We start from the raw sequence: 26,325 nt of genomic DNA on the forward strand, positions 1-26,325 counted from the left end.
CCGCGTCCGGGGCGTCGCGCACGCCCCGGGGCTCGATCATCCCGATCATGCAGAGAGCATGCGGCATGTTCCCAGACATCTCACAGTGACAAAAGGCGGGCGCCGGTTACTGTGTCCCCATGACGTTGCCGGCCCCCGAGTCACAGGTGCCCCCGGCAGGAGCCGCCCCCATCGACGGGCACGACCCTGCAGGAGCCTGTGAGGCCACCTCCGAGACCCCCGCCGAAGCCGCCCGAGCGGAGCACACCCACCAGGACCCCCGGGATCCTGAGGATCACGGCGCCTCCGCGGGCTCCCGGGCCGCAGGCCTCCTGGGCCCCGCTGAGGTCCGCGGCCTGTCCCAGGCGCTGGGCATCCGCCCCACCAAGACGCTGGGGCAGAACTTCGTCCACGACGCCGGCACCGTGCGCCGCATCGTCAGGAGCGCAGGCGTGCGCCCCCAGGACACGGTCCTGGAGATCGGGCCGGGCCTGGGCTCCCTGACCCTGGCCCTCCTCGAGACCGGGGCGCGAGTGGTCGCCGTCGAGATTGACCCCGCCCTGGCCCGGGCGCTCCCCATCACCGTCGCCGACCGCATGCCGCCGGCCGCCGGCCGCCTGACCCTCATCCAGGCCGACGCGCTGAGCATCACCGGCCCGGACTCGCTGGGCGATGCCGGGGCCCCTCCCACCCGCCTCGTGGCGAACCTGCCCTACAACGTGGCCGTCCCCGTTCTGCTCACCGCGCTGGAGGCCCTGCCCAGCCTGGAGAGCGTCACCGTCATGGTCCAGGCCGAGGTCGCCGACCGCCTCGCCGCCGAACCCGGCTCGCGGACCTACGGGGTCCCCAGCGTCAAGGCCGCCTGGTACGCGGCCGCCCGCCGCACCCTGACCATCTCCCGCCACGTCTTCTGGCCCGTGCCCAACGTCGACTCCGCCCTCGTCGAGCTCGTGCGCCGTCGTCCCCCCACCACGCGCGCCACCCGCGAGCAGGTCTTCGCCGTGGTTGATGCCGCCTTCGCCCAGCGCCGCAAGACCCTGCGCAAGGCCCTGGCCAGGCTCGCCGGAGGGGCCGACGCCGCCGAGTCCGCCCTGCGCGCCGCCGGCATCGACCCGACGCGGCGCGGCGAGACCCTCGACATCACCGCCTTCGCCGCCCTGGCCGAGGTGCTGCAGCCCGTCGCCGCCGATGAGACCGCCGCGCCAACGCCTCCCACCTCACAGGAGCAGTCATGAGCCATCTGCGTGCCGTCCCCGACGGCCCCACCGGTCCGCGCGAGTCCACCGTGCCGCCCCGCAGCGGCTCGGCCAGCTCGGTGCGCGTCGAGGCCCCCGGCAAGGTCAACCTCTTCCTGTCCGTCGGCGCCCCCGGCCCCGACGGCTACCACCCGCTCACCACGGTCTTCCAGGCGGTCCGCCTCATCGAGACCGTCACCGCCCGCAGGCAGTCCGCCCAGGACCACGGCACCGTCACCCTCACCCTCGAGGAGCCCGACGCCGACGTGCCGGCGGACGAGTCCAACCTGGCCGTGCGGGCCGCCACGCTCCTGGCGCAGACCACCGGCGTCAGCGAGGGCGTCGACCTCCTGCTGCGCAAGCGCGTCCCCGTCGCCGGCGGGATGGCCGGAGGATCCGCCGACGCCGCCGCCGCCCTCGTGGCCTGCAACGCCCTGTGGGGCACGGGCCTGTCCCTGCCCGAGCTCTCCGCCCTGGCCGCGCGCCTGGGGGCCGACGTCCCCTTCCCCCTGACCGGGGCCACGGCCGTCGGGAGCGGCCGCGGCGACCTGGTCACCCCGATCATGACCCGGGGCGCCTACCACTGGGTCTTCGCCCTGGCCGAGGAGGGCCTGTCCACCCCGGCGGTCTTCCACCGCTTCGACGAGCTGACCGGTGGCGGGCATCCCGCCGTGCGCGATGTGCCCGAGGCCCTCACCGCCGCCCTGCGCGCCGGGGACGCCCAAGCCCTGGCCGGTTCCCTCCACAACGACCTCCAGGCCGCCGCCCTTGACCTGCGCCCCGAGCTGGCCGAGGTCATCGCCGTGGCTGAGGAGGCCGGGGCCCTTCGCGCCATCGTCTCCGGCTCCGGCCCCACCATCGCCGCCCTCGTCGAGGACCCCGGCGACGCCCAACGGGTCTCACGCGCACTGAAGGCCTCGGGCCTGGTCGCCGACGTCCTGCGCGCCGACGCCCCCGTGGCCGGCGCCCGGGTGGTGGGCTGATGGCGCACCTGCTCGGCGTGGAGAACCTGCGCCTGACCGTCGGCTCCCGCCTGCTCCTGGACGAGGTCACCCTGGGACTGGAGGACGGCACCCGCGTCGGCGTCCTGGGCCCCAACGGCGCCGGCAAATCCACTTTCCTGGCGGCCCTGGCCGGTCGGCGCGAGCCCGACGGCGGTCGCGTCACCCGCACCGGCGGCGTGAGCGTGGCGGTCCTCAGCCAGGCCGACGACCTGCCGCCGGGCGCCACCGTGCGCACCGCCATCCACGGCCAGGCCCCCGAGCACGAGTGGGCCTCCGACCCGGCCGTCCGTGACATCCACGCCGGGCTCATCGCCGACCTCGACCTGTCCGCCGACGTCGCCACCCTCTCCGGGGGCCAGCGCCGCCGCGTCGCCCTGGCCGCGGTCCTCACCCGCCGCGCCGACGTCGTCATCCTCGACGAGCCCACCAACCACCTCGACGTCGAGGGCGTGGACTGGCTCGCCCGCCACCTGCGGGCCCGCTTCAACGGCCCGGGCGGCCGGGCCTCCGGCGCCCTGGTCACCGTCACCCACGACCGCTGGTTCCTGGACGCCATCTGTACCAACGTGTGGGAGGTCGTCCCCGGCATCGACCCCGGCGGCGGGCGCCCCCAGGTGGCCGGCCGCATCGAGACCTACGACGGCGGCTACGCCGCCTACGTCCTGGCCCGGGCCGAGCGCGCCCGCCAGGCCGCCGTGGCCGCCGTCAAGCGGGAGAACCTCCTGCGCAAGGAGCTGGCCTGGCTGCGTCGCGGCGCCCCCGCCCGCACCTCCAAGCCCCGCTTCCGTATCGATGCCGCCGAGGCCCTCATCGCCGACGTGCCGCCCCCGCGCGACACCGTGGCCCTGACCGCCATGGCCACGGCCCGCCTGGGCAAGAAGGTCCTCGACCTGGAGGACGTCACCGTGCGCTACCCCGGGCCGCCCACTGACACCGGCGAGGCGACCCAGCGGGAGATCCTGCGCCGCGTCACCTGGCGGCTCGCGCCCGGCGAGCGCGTCGGCGTCGTCGGCGTCAACGGCGCCGGCAAGACCACCCTGCTGCGCCTGCTCGAAGGCGTCCAGGAGCCCACTGAAGGCCGCGTCGCCCGCGGCAAGACCGTTCAGGTGGCCACCCTGTCCCAGTCCACTCACGAGCTCGACGCGCTCGCGGACCTGCGCGTCGTCGAGGCCGTGGCCATGGTGGGGGAGAGAGTCATGGTCGGGGACAAGGAGATGACGGCGGCCCAGCTCGTCGAGCGCCTGGGCTTCACCCGTCAGCGCGCATGGACCCGGGTCGGGGAGGTCAGCGGCGGGGAGCGCCGTCGCCTCCAGCTCCTGCGCCTGCTCATGACCGAGCCCAATGTGCTCCTGCTCGACGAGCCCACCAACGACCTGGACACCGACACCCTGGCCGCCGTCGAGGACATCCTCGACTCCTTCCCCGGCACCCTCGTGGTCGTCTCCCACGACCGCTACCTCCTGGAACGGGTGACCGACCACCAGGTGGCGCTGCTGGGCGATGGCAGCGTGCGTGATCTGCCCGGCGGGGTCGAGCAGTACCTCCAGATGCGCCGCGAGGCCATGGGCGGCGTCGGGGGCCCGAGAACCTCAGCAGGCGCTGCGGCATCCGCGGCGACGCGGACGGCAGGCGAGTCCACCTCTGAGCGCAGCGCCTCGAGCGGGGCCCGCCGACACGAGGCCCGCAAAGCCCTGGGGCGCATCGAGCGCAAGATGGAGCGTGCGGCTCAGTCCCTCGCCGCCCTGCACGCGCGCATGGAGGAGGTCTCGGCAGACCCGAACCGGGTCGGGGAGCTGGCCGAGCTCGGCCGTGAGCTCGTGGCCGCTGAGGCGACCCACGCCGATCTGGAGGAGCAGTGGCTCGAGGCGGCGGAGGCGCTGGAGGACTGAAAGGCGCCGTGGCGGCCCTGGGGCCTTGTCGCTGGAAGCAGTGGGGAGGGAGCGGGGCTCGGGGAGAGGGATGAGGCGGGGACTGGAGCGGCGTCGTCGCTGCTCATGACTGCCCGGGCCGCTCAGACGACGGGGGCGACCTGGCGGGCCAGCTCGACGAGATGATCCAGGTTGGGGGCGATGTCCTCGGCGGCGGCACCCCACAGGCGCATGACCAGGTCCACCGGGACTGTGGGCAGGCCCGCCAGCCTCAGGACGACGACGCCCTGGGTGGGGCCGTTGGACTCGTAGAAGGCGGAGAACCCCACCATGTCCGGGCCCGGCCGTAGACGCACCAGCTCGGCCTCGGGCAGGAGCGCGGCGACGAGATGACGCTGGGTGGCACGGCGCCCCTCCTTGGAGCCGTCATCCTTGGCGATCTCCAGACTGAGGTCGACGACGAAGGGCGGATGGGCGACGTCGTCGATATGCATGAGACGGGCGAAGCGCCCCTGGCGCTCCATGGCCTGCAACTCGTTGAGCAAGGACTCCAGCTCGGAGCGCCACTGCGGTCCGGTCACTCCCAGGTGGGCGCTGCGGTGCCTGGCCTCCTCCCGCGCCCACCCCGGAGGTGGGAAGGGCGGGATGATCACCCATCGCTGGGGATCAGGAGTGACCGCGATCTGCACTGTGTGTTCCTTCCGAGACGTCATCCGACTGCGAGGCAGTGGGCTGGGCGCCTACCATGTCTGTCCTATGAGGACCCGAGAGCGACATACGACAATTATGCCTGCATCCGCACGCCGACGTGTGGTCCGCGTGCTGGTGGATGCGGGGCTCATCATCGCACTGTGTGCCGTCACGGAGCGCTGCTGTGGAATCTTATTCGCTGTCGGGGCGGTTGTGCTGCTTCTTGCTGTGATGACTGCCATGATGGCGATGACAGGCGCCACACCCGGTGGGCTGGTGACGGGGGTCCGGCTGCGGAGGGTTGCGGAGACGAATAGCCCTCCTGGACGCTCGGCGGTGATTTACGTCGCATTTTTAGGCCTGTCTTTGGTGGCAACCGCAGGGCTGGCCCCCTTGGTGTTGTGGATTCTCTCACTATGGCGTGCTGAACAGCGCACCTGGTTCGACCGACTGGCCGGAACGGTTCTTCTCAGTGCCAGGCCGACCTCGGTGTCAGCCTGCTCCCTGGTGGTTGAGGGCTCAGTAATCCCAGTTCTGGGGCCGATTGTTCTCGGGCGTCGGCCGGCCCCGATCGAGTCCCACCCCGATGCGCAGCTCGTCGCGGTGCTCCGTTCGGAGGACTCCGTGTCCAAGACGCACGCTCTTTTCGTGCCCGCTTCGGATGGGGTTCTCGTCACAGATTTGGGTTCGACGAACGGCACCCACATCGAGGACGAGGAGGGGGTTCACCGACTCTCACCCGGCCGAGCGGAGTACGTGCACCGGGGACGGCAGGCATACTTGGGTGACGGTGTCTGTATCGTCCGTTGAGGAGAAAAATGATGACAAACAGCCCGAACAGCAGCGCGAACAACGAGGTCTGGTGGACCGAGGGTTCGTGGACAGGCGTGGTCACGCCACGTGCTGTGATGATCCTGCCCCCGTCGGTGCCGCAGGACCTCACCGAGCGCCTGTGGCGGCTGCTGCGCAGTGAGGAGGCCTCGCTGACGCGGGCCCTGGATGAGCTGGTGATGGGGATGGGCGGACGTCTGGGTGCGATCCCGGACTTCGTGCTCGCCGTCTCGGCGCCCGAGGACGTCTTCCACGTGGCGCTGCGCGGTGCCCCGCAGATGGAGGTCGACGGCAAGGCGCTCGACGCCTCCGCGGTCACCACCTGGTTCGAGACGACCGTGACCGCCCCCAACTCGGTCATCGTCAGCGCGCCCGACGGCGCCGGACAGGTGCGCCGCCCGGCGGTTGACGCCGTCGTGAGCACCGGTCACCTGGTGCTGCGCGGATCGGAGAAGTCGAGCGGGACCCCGTCCCCCAGCCGTGCATCGTCGAAGGGGTCCGGTGACTCCGACGACGATGACCCTGACCCGGCTGGTCCTGACTACTCCACCGCTTCTGCCGGCTCCGCCGGAACCCCCGCTGCTGCCGTGAGGACCTCTCGGTCCTCCCGTCGGGCATCGCGCCGCGCCTCGCGCCGTCAGTCCGCCTCGTCGGAACGCTCGGAGCAGGACGACTCGTCTGAAGGGGCGCCTGCCGAGACCGCTGCTTCCGCTGACGTCGTCGACGACCTCATCGAGATCGCGCAGGACAACGCCGAGCAGCAGGCCCTCGATGGTGCCGAGCTCGCCGCGTCCCTCGAGGCCGCTGAGGCTGCTGCAGCCGACGAGTCCACCGCCGGTCAGTCCGAGGACTCCACCGAGGACTCCGACGCCTCCGAGGAGCCTGCCCTGAGCGCCGACTCCGAGGGACCCGCTGACCTGCTGGCCGTCGTGGCCGGTATCTCCGAGGCCGCTGAGGTGACCGAGGTGACCGAGGTGACCGAGGTGACGCTGTCGCCCGAGCCGGTCGAGTCGGTCGAGGCCCCTGTTACGATCCCGGACGCCCAGACCCCTGAGGCTGCTGAGGTCGCCACCCAGTCCTCACCGGAGACCTCCGATGAGGATCTGCTGATCGCCCCCGTCTTCGATATCCCGGCCCTGCCGATCCCCTCCGCTCAGGAGGCAGAGGCCATGATCCCGCCCCCTCCGCCCCCGTCGAGCGAGGATCTTGAGGCTGCTGGTATCAAGGACGCTGCCACTGAGGTCACCGAGGTCGCCCAGACCCCGGCCGACTTCGTGCCCGTTGAGGCCGCCGAGGCCGCTGTGGTCGCGGAGGCCACTGCTGTTGCCGAGGCCGCCGCGCAGGCGCACGCCGAGGAAGAGCCCGTACGCTCCGGGGACCACGACGGTCAGACCATCAACGGCCTGCCCGAGGACCTCTCCCAGGAGCTGCGCGCCGAGCTGCTCAACCAGGGGCTCGGTCCCCTGGAGCCGAGCCAGTCGGCGGAGGCCGCCGAGCCGACCGGATCCGCGTCCGCGGATGCTGCAGTGGTCGAGTTCGTGCAGCCCTCCGGCGGCGAGCCGGCGACCGCGGAGCTCGGTCGTGGGGACCACGACGGACAGACCATCAACGGCCTGCCCGAGGACCTGGTCGGCGAGCTCGTCTCCCTCGTGGGCACCGGGCCCTCCAGCCCGGCCACCCCGGTCTCGGCGAGCTCTCCCAGTGAACCCGACGCCATCCGGATCGTGCTGTCGGCGGTGTGCCCCCAGGGTCACCCCAACCCCACGAACTACACCGTATGCCGCGTCTGCGGAGCTGAGCTCAACCGTCCGGCCAAGTCGGTGGCCTGCCCCCCTCTGGGGCGAGTGGTCACCTCCGGCGGCGAGAGCATCGAGCTCAACCGTCCCCTCCTGGTGGGTCGCAACCCTGTGGCCGACGACATCACCAGCGTCGCGGAGGTCCCCCTCCGCCCGCTGACCGTCGCCAGCCCCAACCAGCTCGTCTCCCGCAACCACATCCTCATCGACCTGGATGCGTGGAGCGTTCTGGCCCAGGACCTGGGCAACTGCAATGGCACCGTTCTCAACCGCCAGAACGAGGCGCCCGTGCGCCTGTCCTCGGCGAACCCGGTGCTCCTGCGCAGCGGAGACGTCCTCGACCTCGGCGATGGTCAGACCCTCGCCTTTGAGAACCTCCCCTGATGCTGGATCACAAGGGACCGCCTCCGGTCATCTCCGGGTTCACGTACCTGGAGAGACTCGGAGCGGGAGGCTACTCCACGGTCTACCTCTTCGAGCAGCACATGCCCCGCCGCGAGGTCGCGGTCAAGGTCATGAACGCTGACGTGGAGGACAAGACCGCCTCCCGCTTCGAGTCGGAGGCGAACCTCATGGCGCGGGTCTCCTCCCACCCGGCCATCCTGTCCATCTACGGTGCGGGCGTCTCCGCCGATGGCCACCCCTTCCTGGTCATGGAGTACTGCCCGCCGCCGCAGCTGGGCGCCATCTTGCGCCAGGGTCCCCTCAATGTCGCTGAGACCCTGTCCACGGCGATCCAGATCGCCGGAGCGGTGGAGACCGCTCACCGGGCCGGCATCGTCCACCGGGACATCAAGCCCGCCAACATCCTGTTCACCACGTACCGTCGTCCGGTGCTCTCGGACTTCGGCATCTCCGCCATGAGCGGCCCGGAGGGGACCGAGGAGCTGCGGGGGATGAGTGTGCCCTGGGCCCCGCCCGAGCAGCTGGTCGGGATGCGCTCGGCCAATCCCGCCTCCGACATCTACTCCTTGGGGGCGACCACCTTCGCGATGCTCACGGGGCGCAGCCCCTTCGAGACCGACGGAATCCCGGATGTCTACGAGCTCTCCCGCCGTATCGTCAAGGACCCCCTGCCTCCGCTGGGGCGCCAGGACGCCCCGCCGTCGTTGCACCGCGTGCTGTCGGTGGCGATGGACAAGAACCCGGACTCGCGCTACCCGACGGCGCTGGCCTTCGCCCGCGCGCTTCAGCAGGTCCAGGCCGAGCTCGACCTGCCGATCACGACCGTTGACCTGTTCCAGGAGCCGGACAAGGCCGCGAAGTCGGCTCGGCGCCCCAGTCACGACGAGACCGACACCGCCACGAAGATGGGGGTGTTCAACCAGGTCGATGTCACCAGCGAGCACATCGCCATGCGGGTGGAGCCCGACGGCGAGGACAAGGGCTCGTCGTCGGACTCGGAGGCTGGTGAGACGGGCCGCCCGAACCGCATGCGGGGCGTGCTGACCGGTCTGCTGGTCGTGGCCATGGTGGCGGCCGTCGTCGCCGCGATCGTGGTCTCCCAGAACCAGGACAAGCAGAAGAAGCCCAACAATCCCATTGCCACGATCGCCCCGCAGCCCGACGCCAACCCCCTGCAGGCCTCAGTTCCCATGGTCGGCGATATTGTCGGCGAGGCGCAGGGCGACGGCACGGTGAAGTTCAGCTGGGGTGAGCCGGAGACGAACTGGTCCGGCAGCTACCTCTACCGGGTCAAGCTGCCCGATGAGGAGACCGAGCTGGACTCCGTGCGCACCAATGAGGTCGTCGTGGACGCCCAGCCGGCTCGCACCTGCCTCGAGGTCACCGCGGTGCGCGCGGACGGTAAGGCGTCCCCGGCCAAGACCGCCTGCGTCGACACTCCCTGAGGTCGCGTCCCGAGGGGATCACGCCCGAGACGTCGTTGAGTGAGCGCCGTCGAGACCATAGCCACTGGGGCCCGCACTCCTGTCCAGGAGTGCGGGCCCCAGCGCTTGAGGGAACCGGTGCGGGACTCAGACGACCTCCACCTTGAAGGCGATGCGGCCGAAGAAGATCGTGCTGCCCTCCAGGGCGGACAGGGCCTTGTCCGGAACGGCCTCGACGGTGCGCCCATCGCGGTACTCCACCCGAGTCCCGTTGGTGGAGTGCAGGTCGGTGACCCACACTCCGTCCAGCAGCGGGAAGATCGCCGCGTGCGTCTTGGACACCGAGCGGGTGGGATCGTCAAGAGCGACGCGCTCCGCCCCGGGGTAGGCCGAGATGTTGTCGGGGTCGCGGCCCACCACCGTGGGCTCGTGGATGAGGATCGGGTTGCCGCCCAGCAGCGGGACGAGACGTACCGACAGGGCCGGAGCGGCCGAGGAGGCCGACGGGAGCGACGGCGTGGCAGTCTGGGCGCTCGCGTCAGGAACCGGGGTGAGCGGGGACCGGGAGGCACCTGCAGCGGGGGAGGAGACCGGCGTGGCCGCCTCCGGCACGCTGCCTGCACTGCGCCTGGACACACCCGTGCGGGGCTGCTCCGGCGCCTGAACGGAGGCGGAGCGCTCGTGACGAACGGTGCCGGCATCCGCGGCGCGTGCATCGCTGCGGGACTCACTGGGGACGGCGCGTCCATCCGTGGGCGAGGGGATTCCCGGCCCCGCGAAACGGTGTGAGGCGTGAGGCCGGCGCGAGGGGGTCTCCTCCGGGACGGCCGCACTCGTCGCACTGCCGGCGGAGTTCCGAGCATGGCTGCGGTGGCTGCGCACGGTCGGGTGTGCCGTGCCCTCCGAGGCGGCCGGGACACCACCGGGCACGGTGGCGGGGTTGGTCAGGTCCATCGGGGAGGCGTGCTGCGCAGGCGCCGAAACCGTCGTCGGCTGCTGGGGCAGGCCGTCGTCGGAGACGACGACCCCTTCCGGCAGGGAGTCCACCGTGGCGGCATCAACCGAGGTGGGAACCGAGGACCAGGGCACCGAGTCGATGAGGGCCTGCGTGTTGCGGTCCCCCGAGGGCAGGATGCTGGAGGTGTCGAAGGTGTGCGCGACCTCCGGGACGGGGCCGGCTCCGGCAGCGAAGCGCTGCCGCTCGGTGGTGAAGAGGCTCTCGCGACGAGGAACGCCGGGCTGTGACACCGACTCTCGCTGATCCTCGGTAGGTGCAGCAGACGAGCCGGAGGCCTTCTTGCCGGTGTGACCGGGCTGAATCCTCCAGCGCTGGGCGTGGGCGTGTCGTGGTTCCATCGTTTGTGATGTTACGGGTTCTGTGGCTTGTGAGCGCGGGACTTGTGGTGTGGAAGTCGCATCGTGCGACGTGGAGGACTGGGATGCCTCGGAATCATCAGCAGTTTTGGAGGATTCCGCTGAGGGCGTCGTCGCTTCGGACTGCTGCTGATCGGCCGGGTGCTCAGATGAGGGCGGCGCATGGGTCGAGGGTTTCTCGGCCTCGTCACCCCGGCTGTCGGTGTCATCCGTGGGCTGAGACGGTGCGTCCTCCACAACGTCGAGCGTAGCGGTTTCGGTGTCCATCGGCGAGGGCTGCTGCGACGCGGCGTCGTCGGAGCTCGATGATGCGGTTGCCTGCGGCTCCTCGACGTCCGCCTCGGACGGCTCGTTGGATGGTTCCTCGACGTCGGCAGCCGGTTCCTCGACCGGTTCCTCGACGTCGGCAGCCGGTTCATCGACCGGTTCCTCGACGTCGGCAGCCGGTTCATCGACCGGTTCCTCGACCGGTTCCTCGGCGTGCTCGTCAGCCGCCTCCTGGGCTTCCTCAGCTGGTTCCTCGGCTTCCTCGGCCGGTGCCGAGCTGATCGGCTCTGATGATGCCGCTGGTGCCGTGTCGTCCGCTGTCGGCTCTGTGGCCTCGGTGGGGGTGGCCGGTGCCGGCTCCGTGTCCTCCTGAGTGGGGGAAGTCGCCGCCTCGGTGTCCTCCAGGGCCTCGGGGGCGGTTGCGACCGCGTCCTCGTCGACCGGCCCCGTCGGGGGTCTCAAGGACTTCTCCACCGCCGGCCGGGACTCGGCCCGGGCTGCAGCCATCGCAGCGGATGCCTGAGGGTCCATAGGGGTGGCGGAGGCGACGGCAACGGCCTGGGCGTCGGTCTCCACGATCGCCGGACCGGCGGAGGCCGCCGACTTCGCAGAGGCCGACGATGAGACGGTCGCCGCCTTGGTGGCCTTGGCCGCGCTCTGAGACGTGGCTGTGGTCGCCGCGGCAGCTGTGCTCAGGGCCTGTTCCTCGGCGGAGGTTTCTGAGGCCGTTGATGCGTAGCCGCTCGACGAGCCAGTACTCAAGGCACGACCAGCATGGCGTGCGGGTCGCCCCGGGCGGGCCGGGCGGGGCCGACGGATCGAGGAGGAGACCGGATCCGACGTCGTCGGGTGCGCGCTCCTGCCGGAGGACTCGGTGGCGCCGGCCTCGGTGCTGCTCTGGGGACCCGCCGTGGTGGCCTGCTGCGCCTCCTGTGCCGCCTCCTGACCTGAGCGTGCGCGTGTCGAGCCCGGACGAGGGCCGCGTTTCCTGGCCTTCTTGCCCCGAGCCGCCTTCCCAGCCTTCTTCTCAGCCTTGCGCTCAGCCCGCTCGGAGTGCTGAGTGCGGGAGGCGGACTCGTCTGGTGCCTCAGCGGCCGGAGAGGAGGGGGCCGCGGCGGGCTCCTGGCTCGTGGTGCTCTGCCCGCCGGAAGGAGACTCGGAAGAGGACAGGGAGGCGCGCCTGGCAGCATCCCACGCCTCACCGATGTCCTGGGCGGAGGATGCCTCCGGTGCCTCGGCCCCGGCATCGGCCCGGGGGCTGGAGGAGTCGGGCTCGGTGGCGGGGCGCCCCTGCGGCTCGGTCGCCGAGGAGACGGGCCGCGCAGGACGCTTCGTTCTGCGGGCGCTGAGCAGCGCCATCCCGGAGAGCTTGTCGTGCCAGCCGCGCCCCTCGGGGTCGGCGGCCGCCGTACGCATGAGCGCGATGGTGCCCAGGCCGAGCGTGGTGATGCTGACGGCCAGGATGAGATCGGCGTGGAGGAAGGAACCCAGAGGTGAGGGGGTCTGGTGGCGGGCCCCCAGCATGCGGATTCTGAGCAGCCTCCCGCCCAGGGACCAGCCGGTGGCGGCGATGGTGAGCCAGCGCGCCCCGACGACCAGCCCGAAGGCGATGAGTCCACTGGTCAGCACCGGGCGGCCGCCCACCCGCCAGATGACGGCGGTCAGGCCCCCCACCAGAAGTGAGCCGATGACGAGATCGATGACCCCGGCGACCACGCGTGCCCGCACCGGGGCCGGGGGGAGGCGGCGGTGCGCAGAGGAGGTCGTGTGCGAGGACGTCCGGGCCGCACCTGGCTCCGAGCCCCGGGAGCCGTCGCCGTGCGGGGAATCGGGGGTGCTCGGCGCCGTGCCGTACGGACTGACGACGTCGGTGCGCGTCGCGTCATCGGACCGACGGGAGGACGCCGGTGGGCCCGCAGCGGTCGAAGCGCTGCTACGGGCGTCAGCAGTGATCGTCATGACCGCAACCTCCTGGGGGGACGTGACCGCCTGCCGGCGGGATGGACGAGGGAGCGCGGGGACAGACGGGCCCATACCCGCCCCAGGCGCGAGCGCTCCGCCCCCATGCAGCGGACGATCGCATCTGAGGATTCCCACAACTCCCCTAGAGCGTACGATGGCGGCTCCCCGGAGCTGAAGACCTGGGTGTCAACTGCTCCGGCGAATCGAGGCAGATCGACCTGCGGGAAGTGAGGAGCCAGCTGCGCAGCCGCCTCCCTCCGAGTGGCTCCCCACCCGGGGTAGCGTCCCAGGTCGCGGGCCCGGTCGAGGATCTCCTCCCAGGCCCCCAGGGCCTTACCGACACCGGTGCGTGCGCGCCGGCGGCGGCGGCGCCAGGCCTTCCACCCCAGGACCGAGCCTACGATCATCGTGATCGCCAGGATGGAACCTCCGACGGCGATGACCGCGGTCGGCAGACCGCCCTTGTCCTTGTCCTGGGGGTCGTCGCGCTGCGGGTCCTCGTAGTTGGGGGGCAGCTGGGCCGGGTCCTCGTTGGGCAGCGGGGGCTGGAGGACGTTGGGCTCGGGGTTGGAGACCTTCTGGGTGGTCTGCTGCTGGGGAACCTGGTCGCGGTCCGGCGTGACGTCGAAGGACACCCAGCCCAGCCCCTCGAAGGGGATCTCCACCCAGGCCTTGACGTCCTCGCCGGTGACGGTCTTGGCATCGCCGTCGGTGGCCGGGTCGAAGCCCATGACGACGCGGGCCGGGATGTTGAGTGAGCGGCACATGAGCATCATGAGCACCGAGTACTGCTCGTCGTCGCCGATGAGGGAGTCGGCCTCCACCATGGAGGCGATGCGGGCGGCCCCGTGCCCGGGTTGGGAGGGGCTCTTGGTGCCGTCGGAGTAGTAGCTCGTGCGCAGGCGCTGCTGGAGCGCCCGGATCTGAGCGATGGGGTTGGACTCGGCTCCGACGATCTCCTTGGCCAGGGAGGCCACCGACGACGGTACCTGCTCGACCGGTCCCAGTGAGGTCTGCGCCAGGGAGGCCTTGTTGAGGGAGGCCTCGGAGGGTGCGGTGTAGGGGGCGACCCGCTCGGTGAGAACGTCGCCCGAGGCCAGGCCGCTGGTGGCGATCCCGGTGGAGGAGAACTTGTCGTAGTACATGCCCTCGCGCAGGGCCGATTGACGTGGCCCGGAGGACTCGATGCGGATCGTCTCGGGCATGGTGGGCACCCAGGGGAAGCTGTAGTCCTCGATGGTCAGGGAGGAGGTCTGCTTGCGCCCGTCGAGCCGGCTGGCCGTCAGCTGGGTCTTGTCACCGATGCGCTCGAAGCGCGACTGCCCGTTCTCGTTCTGGCCGATGTGGGCCGACAGCCCGTCGTAGGAGTCCAGGGCGGCGATGCGGATGCGTCCGCCTGAGGGCAGGTTGATGGGCTTCATGAGCCGGGTGTGGGCCTTGTCGGTCTCCAGGGTGCGCACCAGGGACAGTGGGCTGGCGTACTCGGTCACGTCCAGCGGCGGCTGGAACAGGTCGCGCACCACCGTCCGGGAGGTGGGGACGGTGGGGGTGAGGACCATGGCGGCCAGGGAGGTGACCAGGAGCAGCACGGCGGCGATGACCGTCCCGCGCAGGGCCGCCCGACCCAGGTCCCCGGTGGAGCGGGCGCTCGTGGTGCCCGAGGTCGTCGAGAAGGAGTTCAGGTCCAGGGCCTCGACGACGTGACTGCGCCGCTGCCGCAGGGAACCGCAGGTCCACAGCGCCAGGATCCCGACGACGAACAGGACGCCCAGCACGGTGGGGCGCACGGCCTCCTGCCCACCCCAGCCGATGCCGACGGCGGGCAGGCAGGCCAGGATCAGGCCAGCCAGGACCTCACGGCCCGCCAGGATGAGGCGGGTCGCCAGCGCTGAGACCACCAGCCCGGTCAACCAGGGCAGCACCGTCATGCCGCTGAAGGAGCTCAGCGGCATCGGCACGGTCAGGGCGTCTCGCCATACGGTGATCGTGGAGCCCAGCACCGTCTTGATCGCCGTCGTCCCGGAGCCGACATCGGTCAGCAGCCACGGGGCCACCAGGACGTGGACCAGTGCCAGGGCCGCCATGCTCGGCAGCACGGACAGGCGCAGGCGCGAGCAGACCAACGAGGTCAGGGCGCCAAAGAGTGCGCCGTAGCCGACGGCCAGGCAGCCTGCCACGGAGGCGAAGACCGGCAGGAAAGGGACCGCACCGATGGCGAGGATCCCGGCCATGAGGACCAGCTCGAGGGTCGCGGCCGCCAGCGTGGGCGGCTTGGTGCCGCGCCGGGGAGGCAGGAAGCGGCGGGCGGAGAGGGCCGGCCGGGAGGGGCGCGACAGGAGCGGGCCGGCGCCGGTGATCGAGCGGGCCCGACGCGTCGTCTCGTTGCTGTAGAGGCTGCGCGTGCGCGACGACGTCGCCGTCGACCAGGAGACGGACTCGTCCGAGCCGCTCAAGGGCGCGGCGGTGACCTGTGAGGGGGCCTCGGCCGGAGAGGACGCCCCGGCCGGCGAGGCGCCCGAGATCGGGGAGCCCGCGGTGCGGGGGGAGGCGGTGGTGAGGGTCGTCGTGGGGGTCATAGTGCTCGCCTCAGGGCGGTGGGAAGCTGCTCAAGACGGTCCATGTCCACGACCGGCATGGTTCCGGCGTGGTGGCGCGACAGGCCGTGCTGGCCCGCGCGCAGGGCAACGGTCACCATGGGCAGCGGGGCGAAGCCGCGAGCCCGGGCCAGCACGGCGCGGTCCACCTGTTGGCCGGTGACGAGGACGACGATAGAGGCATCGGGGTGCGCCGTGCAGGCGTGTCGCACCAGGAGGTCACAGCCGAAGTCGTCCTCACCGGTGCTCAGCAGGCAGGACGTGTCCAGCATCCGCAGGGCGGAGGAGGTGGGCAGGGCCCCGATCTGGGTGATGAAGCGGACCTCGCGCCCGTCCTGGATCGCGTCCATGGCCAGTGAGCAGGCGATGGACACCGCGGTCTCGAAGTCCTCCTCGCCGGCATAGTCCTCCTGGCGGGTGGACAGCAGGACGAGCAGGCTGGAACGGCGGGTCTCCTCGAACTGACGCACCATGAGCCGGCCGGTGCGGGCCGTGGTGCGCCAGTGGACGTTGCGCCGGTCATCGCCGGGGACGTACTCGCGCAGGGCGTGGAAGGCGACGTCGGAGCTGGACAGGTCCTGTGTGACGGCGCCCTCGATGTCCCGCAGGACACCGTGCAGGACCGTGCCCAGGCGCACGGTGCGCGGGTGGATGTGGATATGCTGCGGGGTGCTTAGGGAGCGCTCGCGCTGAAGCAGCCCCACCGGATCGCGCTGGACCGCCAGGACCGGGCCGACGGTGACGATGCCGCGGCGCTGCGTGGGCAGGACGAAGCCGCGCTCGTGGACGGCCCCGGGGGTCAGGGTCGGCACGACGAAGACGGCGCGCCCCGGCCCCACCGGCATCTCCATGCGCGAGGGAAGCAGCGGCCGGGTGCGGGGGTTGGTGACGGTCAGGCGGATGAGGGCATGGTCGCCCACGGTGACGCGGGGCTCGAGGAGGTTGTGGTTGACCGAGTAGCCGCGGCGGGGGATGAGCCACAGCCAGGCGCTCACCGCGACGATGCCGACGGCGGCCGCGGCGCTCCACGCCTCCTGCCAGCCCATGACGGCCCCGGTCAGTCCGCACGCCGCCAGCAGCACCAGGCTGCCCCATCCGATCGGGGTCACGGTGTGCATCAGCCAGCGCAGTGGCCGCAGCGCCGCCGCGGCCAGTGCGGTCAGTGCGGTCAGCCGGGACTGCGAGGGCCTGGCGCTCAGGGCCTCGCTCGCGGAGGTCGACGACGCGGCCGACGACGCGGACTGCGCGGACGCCGGCGTCCCCGAGGATGTCGGGGCCGCGGCGGAGGAGGTGGATGCGCCGGACCGGCCCGCCGAGCCCGGACGGGCCTGGCGGGCAGGTTTCTTTGACGTCGTCTGAGGCGTCATGCGGTTCAGTCGCGGGTCGTGGGGGCGGGGACCTGGGCCAGGGCGGCGGTGATGACGCCGGAGGCGGTGGCGCCGGTGAACTCGGCGTCGGGGTCCATGACCAGGCGGTGGGCCCACACGACTTCGGCGAGGTCCTTGACGTCGTCGGGCAGGACGTAGCTGCGTCCCTGGGAGGCCGCCCACACCCGGGCGGCCCGAGCCATGCCGATGGCGCCACGGGTGGACACGCCCATGCGGGTCTCGTCGGCTGCACGCGTGGCCTCCACCAGCGCTCCGATGTAGTCCAGTACCGAGTTCTCGATGTGGTTCTCCGCGGCCAGGTCGGCCATGGAGGCCACCACGGAGGAGGCCACGACCGCGGACAGGCTCTTGGAGCGGTCCGGGTGGGCCGAGCTGGACAGGATCCGGGTGAGCGCCTCCCGGTTGGGGTAGCCCACGGAGGTCTTCATGAGGAAGCGGTCGAGCTGGGCCTCGGGCAGGCGGTAGGTGCCGGCCTGCTCGATGGGGTTCTGGGTGGCGATGACCATGAAGGGGCGCTCGGTCGTATGACGCACGCCGTCGACGGTCACCTGGGACTCCTCCATGACCTCCAGGAGGGCGGACTGGGTCTTGGGGCTGGCCCGGTTGATCTCATCGGCCAGGACGATGGAGGAGAAGATCGGGCCGGCGTGGAAGTCCCATGTGCCGGTCTTCTGGTCGTAGATCGTCACACCCGTGATGTCACTGGGAAGCAGGTCGGGGGTGAACTGGATGCGCGAGTGCGTCCCCTGCACCGAGGCCGCCAGGGCCCGGGCCAGGGCCGTCTTGCCGGTGCCGGGAGCGTCCTCGAGCAGGAGGTGGCCCTCGGAGAGCATGGTGGTCAGGGCCAGCTTGATTACGTCCTCCTTGTCGAGCAGCGCCTGACCGACGTTGTTGACAATGGTGGAGAAGGCGTCAGCGAACCATGTCGCGTTCTCGGGAGTCATCGGCATGGAATCAATGATCCTTCGGGTGGAGAGAGGTGGGTGTGTGACTTGTTGCGTACTGGGCATCGATCCGGTTAATGAACCGGTTATTGCTGGGTGCAGGTGATGGTCTGGTCCCAGTTCGGCGTCCTGTGCGGGAACGTGTGTCGGGCGTAGCCGTTCTTGTCGAGAGCGATCTCCTCCTCGTTCCAGGCAGGCTGCCAGTTCCAGGTGTCCCAGTACCAGTAGCCGCAGGACACGGTGCTGTTGGGGTTTCCGGAGATGTCGAAGACCATCTGGTAGCAGGTGCCCCAGGGGCCGAAGGGGTGGCACCTCTGCGTGTAGTCCACGTAGAACTGCTGCTCAGTGCCGACCGGGTAGGCCTGCTTCTTGTCAGCGTCATCATCGTCGTCATCGTTGTCGTGCTTGGACGGCCGGGTGACGGTGTCGCAGCCCCACTCGGAGGTACCGGCGTTGGTCCGGGCCCGCACGCACCAGGTGAGCGACTCACCGCGCTTGAGCTTGCCGTCATAGGTGTCACCGATCTCGACGTTCTCCACGGACTTGCCGCCGTCGTCGGTCTGCTCGTACTCGGCGCCGGCGCCGCTGTTGGCCCCGGGGTTCCAGGAGCAGGAGACCTTCTTCTGCTTCTTGCCGGTGAGCTCACAGCTGACCGAGGGAGCCGACGGCGGGCCGTAGGGCGCCACCGGCGAGGAGGCGACGACGTCGGAGTACTGGCCGCCGCCGTTGGTGCGGGCGTAGACGGTGTAGGCATGCCCGTCAGTCAGTCCCCGGATGGTCGAGGAGCTGGTCCAGGTGACCTGATCGACGGAGTACTCCACCGTCAGCTCGCCCACGCTCCAGCCGTTGCCGGCGCGGGGTGAGGCACTCACGGACAGCTCGCCGCTGTTGCCGGTGGCCTTGACGGCCGGGGTCGACGGCGTTAGCGGGGTCGGCTTGTAGGCGTAGCTGGCCTGGCCCGAGGTCTTGGTGCCGTGACCGTTGTCGGCCTCGACCCAGAAGGTCCAGGTCCCGCGCGAGACCGAGACCGTGGTGGAGGTGGCTCCTCCCACGTTCTTGGAGTCGCTGGTGTGCCCGTTGGAGTAGTGCAGCGTGTAGCTCACGGGGCTGCCGTTGCCGTTAGCGGCTTGCCAGCCGATGGTGACCGTGTCCCCGTTGGGGGTGATGACGGGAGTCCCGGGGGTGCCGGGCTCGCCGTAGGGCGTCACCGAGTTGGACGGGGAGGACCACTCCGAGACCGTCCCCTGGCTGGACCTGGAGCGCACCTGAGCGGTGTAGGCGCGTCCCGGGGCGACGTCGAAGGAGGCCGAGCTCCCGGAGACGCCCGTCTGCACGCTGCCGTCCGACAGGCGCACGTCATAGGTCGTCGTGCCCCCGAAGGGGTCGTCCACCTCGGTCCAGGTGGCGGTGACCTTGCCCGAGCCGGCTGTCAGTGTTGGCGCAGCCGGGGTCTTAGCGGTGGCGTTGTGCTGGTAGGACACCGTCGCGGCCTCGGAGTCGCCGTACTTGTTGGTGGCCACGACCTGGATGCTGTAGCTCTGACCGGGCGTCAGGCCGCTGATGAGGCAGTTCGAGGTCGAGCAGGACTGCTCGGTGCCGTTGACACTGACCTTGTAGCCGGTGATGGGGGAGCCGTTGGCGGAGCCGTCGGCCCAGGACACGCGTGCCGAGTCGGCGCCCACGGGGGCCACGCTCACCCCGGAGGGGGCGGCGGGGGCCACCCCACCGACCTGCACGGTGATGGTGCCGGTGACGGCCCGGGACTCCGAGCCGGTGGAGTCCAGCACCTTGTACTGCGCGGTGATGGTGCCGTGGAACCCGCTGTTGGGGGTGATCGTCACGGTGGTTCCCGAGGCGCTGATCGAGCCCTGGCCGGAGGTGATCGTCGGGGTGCCGGACAGGGTGATCGGCTTGTCCGGGAAGGGGTTGCTCACCGCCTTGGACACGTCGGTGCTGACCGCCTCGCCGTTGCGGGACTCCAGGTTGATCGGGGCGGTGGTCATGCGGGGCTTGTTGGAGGCGCTGACCCGCACAGGCAGGGAGGCGCTCACCGGCGGGTTGACGCCGTCGGAGACCGTGATCGGGATGGAGCCCGTGGTGCCCTCGGCGGTCTTGTCGGAGGCCTTGACCGACAGCGTCGAGCCGCTCAGGGAGATCTCGAATCCCGCGGGGGCGGGACCGGCCTGGAAGGAGAGCTTGTCACTCGGGTCGGGGTCGGTGGCCATGGCTGCCAGATTGGCCGTCACGGCCCCCTCGCCGGGGGCCACCGTTACCTCGGTGGGGGTGAAGGTCGGCGGCCGGTTCGTCGAGGACTCCACGATGATCGGCAGCGTGAGCGTCGAGCTCAGGGCGTCCGAACCGGTGCCGTCGGCCACGGTGAAGGTCACCGAGGTCTGCCCGGTGAAGCCCGAGTCGGGGGTGAAGGACAGCGTGGACCCGCCCGAGGCGACCTTGGCGTCCTTGGTGCCCTTGGCCATGTGGATGGAGGAGGTGTCCGAGATGACGGGCTTGGTGCCCTCTCGGGTGAGGATGTAGGAGGACAGGCTGATGTCGGTGGTCTTGTCCGCCAGCACCCGGGCGGGCACGGCCGAGGGGTTGATGCGGGGCCGCAGGGCCGAGCGGGCCGGCACCACGACGACGGCGTGGCCGGTCAGCCCGTCGGCGTCGGTGATCGTGTAGAGCACGAGCCGCTGGGTCTCGCCCACCGTGAGGCTCAGGGAGTCCTTGCCCACCTCGACGTCGGGGTCGGAGGAGGACAGCTTGAGGTCCCACGGCGAGCCGTCGGTGTCCTTGTCGTTGTCCAGGACCGGGACGGTGACCTTGCCATTGGCGTCGACCTGGTCGACGGTGACGTAGTCGTCCACGCCCACCGGGTTGGCCAGGGGTGCGTTGTTCGAGACCTGGACGGTGACGGTGCCGGTGTCGGTGCCGCCGCGTCCGTCGGAGACGGTGTAGGTGACCGAGTGGTTGCCCTCCTTCTCCGGCAGGTCGAGCACCAGGCGGCCGGCGCGGGTGGACACGCCCAGGGAGGGGTCGGAGGAGACCGGGTCGCCCTCCAGGGACAGGCTGTCGCCGTCAGTGTCCAGGTCGTTGGACAGCACGTCCACGGCCACGGTGCGTCCGGGCTTGGCCACGACCAGGTCGTCGGTGGCCACCGGGGCCACGTTGAGGGGCGAGGCCTGGGCGACGCCCACCCGGACCGTACCGGTGGCCTGGGCCCCGAAGCGGTCCTCGACGACGTAGGTGAAGGTGTCGGTGCCGGTGGCCCCCTCGGAGGGCGTGTAGGTCAGCCACGAGGAGTTGATCTCCACCGAGCCCAAGGAGGGGGCCTGGTTGAGGCCCACGAGGCTCACCGAGTCGCCGTCGGGATCGATGCCGTCCAGCGGCACGGTGATGTTCGTGGCCGAGCCGGCCAGGGTGCGGGCCTCCAGGTTGCGCGGTGAGGGCGCGGAGTTGTGCTCGGCGTCCTGGGCGCGCACCTCTACGGTGAGAATGCCCGAGGCGGTCTGGCCCTGGTCGTCCTTGGCCGTGTAGGCGTAGGAGGTGCGGCCAGGCTGGTTGCCGGCGCGGAAGCGGACGGTGTTCTCGCTGACCCAGGCGGTGCCCAGCTCGTCGCCCACCAGGCTCACCTGGGAGTCCACCGACAGGTTGAGACCGGCGGGGGAGGAGTCGTTGTCTAGAACCGGCACGGTGACGACGTCGCCGGCTCGCACGACGGCGGTGTCATTGGTGACCACCGGTGGCTGGGGCTGGGACTGGGTCACCGGGACGATGGACACCTTCCCGGTGGCGCTGGAGGTGCCGTTGGTGACCGTGTACTCCGCCGTCAGGTTGGCCGGGACGGTGCTGGCCGCGCTGATCTGCAGCAGGGAGTGGTCCACGACCGTGACGGTGACCCCGGAGTCCGGCGGGGTCTTGACCGACTGCAGGACCAGGATCCCCCCGGAGGGGTCGAAGTCGTTGGTGAGCGGGGCGATGGTCGTCGAGCCGCCGTTGCGCAGCAGGGCGGTGTCGTTCTCGACCTCGGGAGGCACGCTGGCGTCGGCCTTGGGCGTGACGTCCACGCGCACGATGCCCTGGGCCGTGTTGGCCCCGTCCATGACGTCGTAGGTGAGGTAGTAGGTCTGGGCCTGGGCGTTGGCCTCAGTGGAGAAGGTGAAGACACCGGCCTGCTGGTCGATGCTGATCGAGGTTCCGGCCGGGGCCTCCTGCACCGCGGCCAGGCGCAGGGTCCCCCCGGAGGGGGAGGTGTCGTTGTCCAGGGGCGAGACGACGGTCTTGGAGCCGGCGACGACGCGCACGTGGTCGGCGTTGGCGATCGGCTTGGCCGACTGGGCCGGCTGCACGTCGACCTTGACCACGCCGGAGGTGGTCTCCCGGCCGTCGGAGACGGTGACGGTCAGGTCGCGGGTGCCGGTGCCGGCGCCCAGCTCGCGCACCGTGACGGTGCCCTCGTTGGAGACCTTGGTGTCCAGGCCCTCGCCCTGGGCGGAGACCAGGTAGAGGTCGTCCCCGTCGGGGTCCAGCCAGTGGCCCAGCACGTCCAGGGAGCCGGAGGCCTTCTCGGCGACGGTGAGGGTGGGGGTGGTGATCTGCTTCGGGGCGCCGTTGACGTCCCAGCCGTGGACGTCAACGGTGGCGACGGCGGAGTCGCTCATCCCGCGGCCGTCGTCGGCCGTGTAGGGCACGGAGAAGCTGCCGGAGGCGTTGTCCGGGATGTCCATCCGCAGAGCCAGTCCGCCCTGGGCCTTGGTGGCCTTGAGCGACCCGCCGTTGTCCTGGGGAGTGGCGGTGAGGACGTCACCGTCGGGATCGGAGTCGTTGGCCAGCACCGGCAGGAGCGCGGAGCGGCCCGGGCGCACGCCGAAGCTGTCGTCGGCCGCCTTGGGGGGATGGTTCTCCTCGGTGCGCTCCGGCGGGGTCTGGGAGTCCGAGGTGTTGGCCGAGTCGTCCTTCTGATCGGCGTTGTCGTCGGTCTGGGCGGTCTTGTCCGTCCAGTCGTCGATGAGGACGAGGTCCTCGTTGGGTAGCCACACCGAGCCCGTGTCCAGGTCGTTGAGCACGATGGCGTCGCGGTTGACCCGGAAGATCGGGGCGGAGGAGGAGGCGAGCTTGTCGTCGTGGGCGGTGTCGGTGCCGCCGCCGAACAGTCCCGAGCAGCTGCGCACGAACTGGCCCGAGCCGGACCAGGCCGCGTAGACGCACTTGCCCAGGCGCACCGGCTGGGCGGGCACGCCCTCCGGGGCAGAGCCCTCCTTGGCCGACGGCGTTCTGGTGACCTTGCCCCCGTCCATGGGGACGGAGATGAGCTCGTTGCGGGAGGCAACCAGGACCGAGTCCGCCTCGGGGCCGGGCTGCTGGAGCACCAGGCCGGAGGTCCCCAGGCTGACGGACTTGCCCTCGGGCAGGTGGAGGATGCCGGTGCCGCGCTCCAGGACCACGGGCTGGTCGCCGACGGCGGTGATGGCCAGATCGGTCCCGGCGGTCAGCTTCAGGGAGGTGTTCGTGGCCTCCTTCCAGCCCTTGTCGCTGGTCTCCAGGGAGACCAGCGACTTGCTGGTGGCTGAGACGGCGTGGATGGCACCGTCCTTGCCGATGGCGGCCACGACGTCGGGCATGCCGGTCACCACGGGGGCGGCCGCGGCCAGCGAGCCGGCCTCCTTGGCCTTGGCGGCGCGGATGGTGCCCTGAACCTTGTCGACTGCCATGACCCGGTCCCCGCCCTGGGCGATGGTCACGCCCTTGGTGAGCTGGGTGCGCCCGGAGAAGGCGACCTGGGAGGGATCGACCGAGGAGACGGAGGCGTCGCCGGAGTCGGGGACCAGGATGTCCTCGGCGTTCTGGGTGACGTCGAAGGAGGATGAGGAGGTGCGGATCGCGCCGTCGACCTCGCGGGAGGGGTAGTTGAGGCGGGCCACCAGGTGCTTGGAGGTGGAGGTGACCCATACGCCGCCGTCGTTGAGGTGCAGGTCGGCCTGGGCCACGCCCTCGTGGAGCCAGGCGGCCGTTCCCAGGGCGGTGACGCATACGACGGCGGCCAGCGTCGACAGGCGCTTGCGCAGTCGCACGCGCTGGGCGCGCGACTGGGGGATGCGGAAGGTCGCGGCCAGTCGGGAGGTGGTGGTGCCGGAGGTCAGGCCCGAGCCGACGTCCTGAACGTCGTCGGATCGGGAGTCCCGGCTCCGTCGCCGGGGGCGCAGGGCGCCGGCGGCGCGGGCGAGCAGACCGGGACGGTCCGCGGCGGACGCTTCGGTCTGAGCGGTGCGGGAGTCGGATCGGTTGCTTCCGCCGTCACCGGCACCGGAGGTGGCTGCGGCGGAGTCGATACTGCTCGACGGGGTGTCGGGCGTCTCGAAGTCGTTGCGTGAAGTGGTCACTGGGCCTCTTGAGGACTACGGGATGCGACCTCCTGGACGAGGGTGCGTCGCAGCATCGTCGAGGAGGTGGTGGGTGTGTAGGGCAGATAGATCACCGAGGCCCCGACCTCGGCCATCTCGGCCTCCAGACGGCGGCCCTTGTCGGTCCCCTTCCAGTCCGTGCCCTTGAACAGCACGTCGAAGGGGGAGCGCTTCCAGGCCAGGCGCTTGTCCTGGTCGTAGTCGGGGACCACGGAGTCCACCATGCGCAGGGCGGCCACCATGGCCATGCGCTCGGCCAGGGGCACGATGGGGCTGCGCCCCTTCATCCGCTCCAGCGACTCGTCGGTGGCGACCCCCGCGATGAGGTGGTCGCAGCGCTTGGCCGCCTCGGTGAGGATGTTGAGGTGCCCCACGTGCAGCATGTCGAAGCCGCCGGGGACGTAGCCGGTGATCATCAGTAGGCTCCCTTTCCGCCGATAACCGCGCGCAGCGTTCCGGCGAAGATCTTGGCGTCCAGGGCTCCGCCCCGGTTCTCCACGTAGTGACGGTCCAGGGCCACGGTCGAGGCCCAGGACAGGTCCGAGCGTCCGGAGATCTGCCACAGGCCGGTCAGCCCGGGCTTGACCAGAAGACGACGCAGCGCCTCGGCGTCGTACTTGGCGACCTCGACGGGAAGTGCGGGGCGGGGCCCCACCAGGCTCATGTCCCCGCGCACGACGTTGATGAGCTGGGGGAGCTCGTCGATCGACAGGCGGCGGATCCAGCGGCCCACGCGGGTGATGCGCGGGTCCTGACGGTCCTTGAACATGACCTCGTTGCCGGCGTCGCCGCCGGCCTTGACCACCGAGGCGCGGCGCGCGTCGGAGTCGATGTACATGGAGCGGAACTTCCACATGGTGAAGGGCTTGCCGTCCTGGCCGACGCGGGTCTGGGTGTAGAAGACCGGACCGGGGGAGTCGAGGCGGATGGCGAGTGCGGTGGCCGCCAGCAGCGGCGAGATGAGGGCCAGCCCGAAGGCGCCGGCGAGGCGGTCGAACAGGGCCTTGCCCGCGGCACGCGTGCGGCGGGTCTTGACGGCGATGAGACCGGTCCAGCCGTTCGTCACGGTCAGGGCCCGCATACGCCCGGGCACGACGTCCTGCAGCCCGGGGGCGACGACGAGGCGCACCTGGGTGCCCTCCAGACCGCGCATGAGGGTGACCAGATCCTCGGGGATGACCGAGCCGACCGTCATGACGGCGTCGATGCGCTCGGCGTGCAGGGTCTGGGCGATGTGCTGGGGGCTGCGCACGGGCTCGGCCGAGTGGAAGGCGCGGTCCTGCCCGGAGGACAGGTAGCCCACGATGAGGAAGCCGTCCATGGGGTGGCGGCGTAACTGGGTGAGCATGGGCTGGGAGCCCGAGCCCATAACGATGAGGGTGCGACGCAGGGCGTGCCCCTCGAGACGGCGGCGGCGCAGCCAGCCGGCCTCGATGGAGCGTCCGGTGACGGCCAGGAGGAGCTGAACCGCCAGAGTGGCCAGCAGGGTGGTCCGGGCGACTCCGGACAGGTCTGCCAGCAGCAGGGCCACTGGGAGGCTCACGGCGGCCGCGGCGACAAAGCGGCCCGTGCCGGGGCCGGCCTGCTCGACGGTGTCGATGCCCAGAGCGCCCAGGAACCAGGCGATGAGCACCATCGTGATGCCCACGGTGGTCGCGGACCAGACCAGTGGCAGGTGGCCGCCCAGCAGGCCGAGCCAGAAGGGGACGGCGACGGCGAAGAGGTCGGACAGGACGAGCCAGATGACGAGGTCGTGGCGCGTGCGTGCCCAAGGACTGCGCGGAGCGGTGGGGGAGGTGGCGTCGGCTGCTGCTGCTGTCGAGGGACGCCGGTGCTGCTCGCGCTGGGGCAGTGTCAGGGTCGAACTAGACAAGGTGGACTCCGCAGGGATGATCGTGGGTGGGCAATAACTGGTCGGCTAGTGCTGACGGGACGTCGTGAACAGCAGCGTTTTAGAATGCTACTAAGTCTTGCGGACGTTATTTGTGGGAAGTGGCCAAGATCGCAGGGGCAAGATGAGGAGTCGAGAGGTTTCTGAGATGTCTGTATGTTACAGGTGCACAACGATATGGAGGTGTCAATGCGCCTCTGAGGGACCTTTCAGAGTTCTTCCAGCAGGCGGCGTTGTTGCAGGTCAGGGCCGGTTTGCTGGGGTTGTGCCAAGGA

General features: G+C 70.8%; 15 protein-coding genes. 7 read left to right on the plus strand and 8 right to left on the minus strand.

Annotated elements, in window-relative coordinates:
* The first annotated feature begins 119 nt into the window (after nucleotides 1-119).
* Genes rsmA through AXE84_RS06335 form a run of 3 tightly spaced genes read left to right on the plus strand, consistent with a single transcriptional unit; the run spans nucleotide 120 to nucleotide 4,107 of the window.
* Nucleotides 120-1,214, plus strand: coding sequence for a 16S rRNA (adenine(1518)-N(6)/adenine(1519)-N(6))-dimethyltransferase RsmA (gene rsmA, locus AXE84_RS06325; RefSeq protein ID WP_060957258.1), 1,095 nt, complete (start codon nucleotides 120-122; stop codon nucleotides 1,212-1,214).
* Complete coding sequence (locus AXE84_RS06330) at nucleotides 1,211-2,197, plus strand: 4-(cytidine 5'-diphospho)-2-C-methyl-D-erythritol kinase (RefSeq protein ID WP_060957259.1); 987 nt, start codon at nucleotides 1,211-1,213, stop codon at nucleotides 2,195-2,197. Before rsmA ends, AXE84_RS06330 begins: the two co-directional genes overlap by 4 nt.
* Nucleotides 2,197-4,107, plus strand: coding sequence for an ABC-F family ATP-binding cassette domain-containing protein (locus tag AXE84_RS06335; protein ID WP_060957260.1), 1,911 nt, complete (start codon nucleotides 2,197-2,199; stop codon nucleotides 4,105-4,107). Before AXE84_RS06330 ends, AXE84_RS06335 begins: the two co-directional genes overlap by 1 nt.
* Before the next feature lie 122 nt (nucleotides 4,108-4,229).
* Here the strand turns inward: AXE84_RS06335 and AXE84_RS06340 are convergent, their stop codons facing one another.
* Nucleotides 4,230-4,775, minus strand: coding sequence for a hypothetical protein (locus AXE84_RS06340; RefSeq protein ID WP_010613844.1), 546 nt, complete (start codon nucleotides 4,773-4,775; stop codon nucleotides 4,230-4,232).
* A 244-nt stretch (nucleotides 4,776-5,019) separates the two neighbouring features.
* Here AXE84_RS06340 and AXE84_RS06345 point away from each other — a divergent pair, with 244 nt between their 5' ends.
* Genes AXE84_RS06345 through AXE84_RS06355 form a run of 3 tightly spaced genes read left to right on the plus strand, consistent with a single transcriptional unit; the run spans nucleotide 5,020 to nucleotide 9,253 of the window.
* A complete protein-coding gene (locus AXE84_RS06345) occupies nucleotides 5,020-5,586 on the plus strand; it encodes an FHA domain-containing protein (RefSeq protein ID WP_236750216.1) in 567 nt (188 codons plus the stop codon).
* A gap of 8 nt (nucleotides 5,587-5,594) precedes the next feature.
* The gene (locus AXE84_RS06350) at nucleotides 5,595-7,787 is read left to right on the plus strand and encodes an FHA domain-containing protein (RefSeq protein WP_029316477.1); all 2,193 of its coding nucleotides are present in this window, start codon (nucleotides 5,595-5,597) and stop codon (nucleotides 7,785-7,787) included.
* On the plus strand, nucleotides 7,787-9,253 hold the full coding sequence (locus tag AXE84_RS06355; RefSeq protein ID WP_010613847.1) for a serine/threonine-protein kinase: 1,467 nt from the start codon (nucleotides 7,787-7,789) through the stop codon (nucleotides 9,251-9,253). The genes AXE84_RS06350 and AXE84_RS06355 overlap by 1 nt, the downstream gene beginning before the upstream one ends.
* Before the next feature lie 126 nt (nucleotides 9,254-9,379).
* On the opposite strand, the gene AXE84_RS13000 is transcribed toward AXE84_RS06355, so the two are convergent.
* From AXE84_RS13000 to AXE84_RS06370, 3 genes are read right to left on the minus strand one after another with little or no spacing between them, the layout of a single operon-like run.
* A complete protein-coding gene (locus AXE84_RS13000) occupies nucleotides 9,380-12,832 on the minus strand; it encodes an RDD family protein (protein ID WP_167542048.1) in 3,453 nt (1,150 codons plus the stop codon).
* Nucleotides 12,829-15,411, minus strand: a complete 2,583-nt coding sequence (locus tag AXE84_RS06365; protein WP_060957261.1) for a transglutaminase domain-containing protein — start codon at nucleotides 15,409-15,411, stop codon at nucleotides 12,829-12,831. Before AXE84_RS06365 ends, AXE84_RS13000 begins: the two co-directional genes overlap by 4 nt.
* Nucleotides 15,408-16,547: a DUF58 domain-containing protein gene (locus AXE84_RS06370; protein ID WP_236750217.1), complete on the minus strand. Its 1,140-nt coding sequence runs from the start codon at nucleotides 16,545-16,547 to the stop codon at nucleotides 15,408-15,410. Before AXE84_RS06370 ends, AXE84_RS06365 begins: the two co-directional genes overlap by 4 nt.
* Between AXE84_RS06370 and AXE84_RS13285 the strand changes: the two genes are divergently transcribed.
* A complete protein-coding gene (locus tag AXE84_RS13285) occupies nucleotides 16,540-16,788 on the plus strand; it encodes a hypothetical protein (RefSeq protein WP_236750231.1) in 249 nt (82 codons plus the stop codon). The two genes, AXE84_RS06370 and AXE84_RS13285, sit on opposite strands and share 8 nt — an antisense overlap.
* A 13-nt stretch (nucleotides 16,789-16,801) precedes the next feature.
* Here the strand turns inward: AXE84_RS13285 and AXE84_RS06375 are convergent, their stop codons facing one another.
* The 4 genes from AXE84_RS06375 to AXE84_RS06390 all read right to left on the minus strand — a co-directional run bounded on the left by AXE84_RS06375 (nucleotide 16,802) and on the right by AXE84_RS06390 (nucleotide 26,032).
* Nucleotides 16,802-17,767, minus strand: a complete 966-nt coding sequence (locus AXE84_RS06375; RefSeq protein WP_003787581.1) for an AAA family ATPase — start codon at nucleotides 17,765-17,767, stop codon at nucleotides 16,802-16,804.
* Between the two features lie 80 nt (nucleotides 17,768-17,847).
* Nucleotides 17,848-24,138 (minus strand): Ig-like domain-containing protein, encoded by a 6,291-nt coding sequence (locus AXE84_RS06380; RefSeq protein ID WP_081093103.1) that lies wholly within the window; start codon nucleotides 24,136-24,138, stop codon nucleotides 17,848-17,850.
* The gene (locus AXE84_RS06385) at nucleotides 24,135-24,575 is read right to left on the minus strand and encodes an adenylyltransferase/cytidyltransferase family protein (RefSeq protein WP_060957263.1); all 441 of its coding nucleotides are present in this window, start codon (nucleotides 24,573-24,575) and stop codon (nucleotides 24,135-24,137) included. Before AXE84_RS06385 ends, AXE84_RS06380 begins: the two co-directional genes overlap by 4 nt.
* Nucleotides 24,575-26,032 carry a sugar transferase gene (locus AXE84_RS06390; RefSeq protein WP_060957264.1) on the minus strand — a complete coding sequence of 486 codons (1,458 nt, stop codon included), beginning with the start codon at nucleotides 26,030-26,032 and terminating at the stop codon, nucleotides 24,575-24,577. Before AXE84_RS06390 ends, AXE84_RS06385 begins: the two co-directional genes overlap by 1 nt.
* Between the last annotated feature and the right edge of the window lie 293 nt (nucleotides 26,033-26,325).

Source organism: Actinomyces oris, assembly GCF_001553935.1.
Taxonomy (GTDB): Bacteria; Actinomycetota; Actinomycetes; order Actinomycetales; family Actinomycetaceae; genus Actinomyces; species Actinomyces oris_A.

Excerpts from the sequence above, each read along its gene's own strand:
- AXE84_RS06375 (WP_003787581.1), bottom strand. The coding sequence starts at position 17,767 with ATGCCGATGACTCCCGAGAACGCGACATGGTTCGCTGACGCCTTCTCC.
- AXE84_RS06385 (WP_060957263.1), bottom strand. The coding sequence starts at position 24,575 with ATGATCACCGGCTACGTCCCCGGCGGCTTCGACATGCTGCACGTGGGG.
- AXE84_RS06350 (WP_029316477.1), top strand. The coding sequence starts at position 5,595 with ATGATGACAAACAGCCCGAACAGCAGCGCGAACAACGAGGTCTGGTGG.
- AXE84_RS06370 (WP_236750217.1), bottom strand. The coding sequence starts at position 16,547 with ATGCACACCGTGACCCCGATCGGATGGGGCAGCCTGGTGCTGCTGGCG.
- AXE84_RS06355 (WP_010613847.1), top strand. The coding sequence starts at position 7,787 with ATGCTGGATCACAAGGGACCGCCTCCGGTCATCTCCGGGTTCACGTAC.
- AXE84_RS06335 (WP_060957260.1), top strand. The coding sequence starts at position 2,197 with ATGGCGCACCTGCTCGGCGTGGAGAACCTGCGCCTGACCGTCGGCTCC.
- AXE84_RS13000 (WP_167542048.1), bottom strand. The coding sequence starts at position 12,832 with ATGACGATCACTGCTGACGCCCGTAGCAGCGCTTCGACCGCTGCGGGC.
- AXE84_RS06345 (WP_236750216.1), top strand. The coding sequence starts at position 5,020 with ATGGCGATGACAGGCGCCACACCCGGTGGGCTGGTGACGGGGGTCCGG.
- AXE84_RS06365 (WP_060957261.1), bottom strand. The coding sequence starts at position 15,411 with ATGACCCCCACGACGACCCTCACCACCGCCTCCCCCCGCACCGCGGGC.
- rsmA (WP_060957258.1), top strand. The coding sequence starts at position 120 with ATGACGTTGCCGGCCCCCGAGTCACAGGTGCCCCCGGCAGGAGCCGCC.
- AXE84_RS06330 (WP_060957259.1), top strand. The coding sequence starts at position 1,211 with ATGAGCCATCTGCGTGCCGTCCCCGACGGCCCCACCGGTCCGCGCGAG.